We start from the raw sequence: 324 nt of genomic DNA on the forward strand, positions 1-324 counted from the left end.
CATCTTTATCAAGCATTGTACATACAGGAGCCTCTTCATCAAAGTATACAATCATTCCTTCTACATACTGATATGTATGTTGAACTTGTACCGTTACTTTAATTTCTACTGCTTGTTCATACGCCCTTTTTATTTTCTGAAGCATTTTTGCTGAACATTTTCGTTTCTCTGGATACATAACCATTCCCATAAATCTATTGCCGGCTCTATCTTTCCACATATAATCCCAATGTGGTAAAATGCCTTGTTTAAAATCGCCCATAATTCTCCTCCCCTTTATCTTCTATTTATGAACGTGGCGTTTCTGAATATGTATAAATTACC

1 protein-coding gene is annotated in these 324 nt (G+C 34.9%); it reads right to left on the minus strand.

What is annotated here, in order from left to right:
• On the minus strand, nt 1-262 hold a 262-nt coding region (locus tag FE392_RS23090; protein ID WP_319932007.1), incomplete at its 3' end, for a hypothetical protein.
• Nucleotides 263-324 lie beyond the last annotated feature (62 nt).

The sequence above is a fragment of the Xenorhabdus santafensis genome (genome assembly GCF_033949405.1).
Taxonomy (GTDB): domain Bacteria; phylum Pseudomonadota; class Gammaproteobacteria; order Enterobacterales; family Enterobacteriaceae; genus Xenorhabdus; species Xenorhabdus santafensis.